4 protein-coding genes are annotated in these 3,570 nt (G+C 36.9%); 3 read left to right on the forward strand and 1 reads right to left on the reverse strand.

Features of this window, described 5'->3' with window-relative positions; genetic code table 11:
* Nucleotides 1–51: 51 nt before the first annotated feature.
* A complete protein-coding gene (gene kdsB / locus ABZA26_RS10400) occupies nucleotides 52–789 on the reverse strand; it encodes a 3-deoxy-manno-octulosonate cytidylyltransferase (protein ID WP_372714459.1) in 738 nt (245 codons plus the stop codon).
* Nucleotides 790–1,263: 474 nt separating this feature from the next.
* Between kdsB and ABZA26_RS10405 the strand changes: the two genes are divergently transcribed.
* The 3 genes from ABZA26_RS10405 to ABZA26_RS10415 all read left to right on the forward strand — a co-directional run.
* Nucleotides 1,264–1,908, forward strand: a complete 645-nt coding sequence (locus ABZA26_RS10405) for a hypothetical protein (protein WP_372714460.1) — start codon at nucleotides 1,264–1,266, stop codon at nucleotides 1,906–1,908.
* A gap of 52 nt (nucleotides 1,909–1,960) precedes the next feature.
* Entirely contained in the window at nucleotides 1,961–2,902 is a 942-nt protein-coding gene (locus ABZA26_RS10410; RefSeq protein ID WP_372714461.1) for a D-2-hydroxyacid dehydrogenase, read from the forward strand.
* Between the two features lie 30 nt (nucleotides 2,903–2,932).
* Nucleotides 2,933–3,570: M48 family metallopeptidase (locus ABZA26_RS10415; protein WP_372714462.1), on the forward strand; the 638-nt coding region annotated here is incomplete at its 3' end.

Below are 3,570 nucleotides of genomic sequence, written 5' to 3' on the forward strand. Positions count from 1 at the left end.
CCAAACCTTCCAGAGACTGAAATTAAAAAATCCGGCTGAAGAGCCGGATTATTAAATTTGTATGTTTTTTTCTCTAATAATTTTTGCTACTTTTGCAAGATCTTCTGATGTGTCTACTCCTACAACTTTATAAGGAGTGTCTAAAACTTTAATTTTATACCCGTTTTCTAAGACTCTGAGCTGTTCTAAAGATTCTGAGATTTCCAAATCTGTAGGATTCATTTTGGAATATTCGATCACAAAATCTCTTTTATAGCCGTATATTCCCACATGCTTGTAATAGTTTTTCATATTCAAAGTCCTAGGATAGGGAATGGGACTTCTGGAAAAATAGATGGCATAGTCTTCCCTGTCAGTTATAACTTTTACATTATTTGGATTTTCTACTTCCTCATAGGTGTCGATCTTATGCTTTAAAGTGGCCATAACAAGATCACTGGTTTTTCTGAAAGGCTCTATAAGGGCGTCTATCATGGCACCCTCTATAAGGGGTTCGTCACCCTGTACATTGATAATGACCTCATAGTCCTGATACTCTGCCGCCACCTCAGCTATTCTGCTGGTACCGTTTGTGTGGTGAGGACTTGTCATCACAGCCTCCCCGCCAAAAGCCACTACTGTATCGAAAATCCTCTGGTCGTCTGTAGCTACTACAACTTTATCTAAAGAGGATGCAGCCGCCCTCTTGTATACCCATTCTATCATCGGATGTCCCTCTATAGTGATAAGAGGCTTTCCTTCAAGCCTCGTAGATGCATATCTAGCAGGGATAACTCCCAAAAATTTCATATATAACCTCCCTTTTAGTGTGATCAATTAATTATAAATGAATAAATAAATATAAGCAATTTTTTTAAAAAAAAGATATTTATTTACAACTAAATTGTAATTTTATAAGTCAAAACACTGTCATGAAGTTTTGAAAATCATATAGTTTTATGAAAATTGAGAAGGATATAAAATTATCTTTTGTATAGATGTTTATTGCTGATTTTTGAAAGTTTATAAGGTGAATTTAAGAAAAATTTAAAAGTATAATTTTGATAAGATTAATATTTTTTAATGGAAACAAAAAAAAATTCACTTTACAAAAACATTTGTAAAAAATTTCTATAGTGTAAACCCTTACATACTTAGGGTTTCATGCTGTCATGTATATTTTTTACGGTAAAAATATTGGCATTTTTTTTGGTACGGTGGTATTATTAGTGTACAGTATGAATGTTTTATTAAAAAAAATTAATTATTAAAGGTGGCGGGAATATGGATAGATTAAAATCGAGAGAATTAGCTTTTTTCAATCTACTGAAAAGCCTGATTTCTCCCAACATTAAAAATGAATCAATAGACTATGTCGTTTCAATAGATGATCTCCAGCAAAAGATGCAAATGGATCGTCAGATAATATCCACGTTCATAGCCAAGCTTCAAAAGGACGGCCTGGTGGATATCCTGGAAGAAAGTGATACGAGAATCGATCTGCACTTTGAGAGGACACATGAGAAACTCTTGGAATTTGTGTCACTGGATGAGGTAGAATCCACAATAATAGAAATAAAAGAATTTATAGGAAGGAATCTAAGATTCTTTAATTTTACAACTTCTAAAGAATACACAAAAAAATATGCTGAAGAAGCACTGGAAAGAATGGAAAAATACGGGGAAGATTTTGATATGTCAGACATAATCGAAAAAGGTGTCAATGATGTCTTTAATAAAGAAAATGTCATGGTAGATATAAACCGAATTCTTTTCACCATATGTGAAAATGCAGAGGAGAAAGATCTGAATACTTTGGAGAGTATAATCTACTGCTCACTGAATCTGCCTGCTGTGGAAAATCCATTTTACATAACTTTATTTCTTACAAAACTGTGCTTTGAGATAGAATTTTTAAAAAGAGGCTAAAGAGGGGAAAAACCCCCTCTTTTTTATATTAAATCTATGGGGAGGTATGAAAATGAAAATAGTTCTTTTGGATTCAATAACACTGGGAGATATGGATCTTTCAATCATAGGCAACGAAGGGGAATTTGTCACATATGAGATGACTGCACCTCATGAGGTGGCAGAGAGAATAAAGGATGCAGAGGTGATAGTGGCAAACAAGGTATACCTCGGAAAAGAAGAGATGGATTCTGGGAAAAATCTGAAGCTTATTGCACTGACTGCAACAGGTTACAACAATGTAGATATAAAAGAAGCAAATAAAAGGGGAATAAAGGTAGCCAATGTGAGCGACTATTCCACAGAATCAGTGGCCCAGTATACAATAGCATGTATGATGAGTCTGATGATGAACCTAAACAGATATGACAAGGCTGTAAAGGCAGGAGAATGGGAGAAGTCTAGTACCTTTACCTTACTGAAATATCCTGTGATGGAGATGAACGGAAAGACCCTTGGGATAGTGGGGTATGGGGCTATAGGAAAGCGTGTAGGGGAAATGGCACAGGCTCTGGGGATGAAACTGATCGTGGCTAAGAGACCTGGTGCCACATATGATGACCCGGGCAGACTGGACTTTCACGAGGTACTAAAGAAAGCAGATGTCTTATGTATACACTGTCCTCTTTCAGATGAAACCAGAAACTTGATTTCTCATGAAGAAATTGATATGATGAAAAAGACGGCGATAATAGTGAACCCTGCCCGAGGTGGTATAATAGACGAAAAAGCCCTGGCTGATGCCCTGGAAAAAGAGAAAATAGGAGGAGCGGCACTAGATGTATTGGAGAAGGAGCCGCCAAAGGGCGGAAGTCCGCTTTTTTCTCTGGACAATGTCTTGGTAACTCCTCACATAGCCTGGTCAACTTTTGAAAGCAGAACAAGGCTTCTAGAAGGAGTTAAAAAGAATATAAAGGATTTTGAGTGCGGAATACTAAAAGGTATAGGGGAATAATAGTCAAAGAAAATTAAGGAGATGATTTTTATGAAAAAATTAGCTTTATCATTGATACTCCTATCTATGCTTGCATGCAGTAAAGCACCGATAACCGGAAGAACTCAGATTTTAATCGTTCCTAAATATGAAGTTCTTCAGCAAAGCGGGCTGCAGTATGAAGAGGTAAAAAAAGAAAGTAAGATCGTGAATAATCAGGATTCTCAAAGAGTAAAAAAGGTAGGAAATAAGATAGCAGTGGCAGTGGATTCATTTTTGAGAAGTGACCCTGCATATGCAGGAATGGCAGATGACTATAACTGGGAATTTAACCTCATAGAATCTGAAGATGTCAATGCATGGTGTATGCCAGGTGGAAAGGTAGCAGTGTATACAGGGATACTGAAGTATGCCAAAGATGAGAACAGCCTTGCTGTAATAATGGGCCATGAGATAGCTCATGCAGTGGCAGATCACGGACGAGAGAGAATGAGCCAGGAGCTGATAAAAGGCTATGGTGCAGCGACTTTGTCCACACTTTTTAATCAAAACCCGACTCTTGCTACAAATATATTTTTTCAGGCATACGGTGTCAGCAGTGAACTGGTGACTCTGAAATACAGCAGAGATCATGAAAAAGAGGCAGATAAACTGGGACTTATATTTATGGCAATGGCAGGATATGATCC

Source organism: Ilyobacter sp. (assembly GCF_041583315.1).
GTDB lineage: Bacteria > Fusobacteriota > Fusobacteriia > Fusobacteriales > Fusobacteriaceae > Ilyobacter.

Bases quoted from the DNA above. Each gene is read 5' to 3' on its own strand.
- kdsB (WP_372714459.1), bottom strand. From the start codon at position 789: ATGAAATTTTTGGGAGTTATCCCTGCTAGATATGCATCTACGAGGCTT.
- ABZA26_RS10405 (WP_372714460.1), top strand. From the start codon at position 1,264: ATGGATAGATTAAAATCGAGAGAATTAGCTTTTTTCAATCTACTGAAA.
- ABZA26_RS10410 (WP_372714461.1), top strand. From the start codon at position 1,961: ATGAAAATAGTTCTTTTGGATTCAATAACACTGGGAGATATGGATCTT.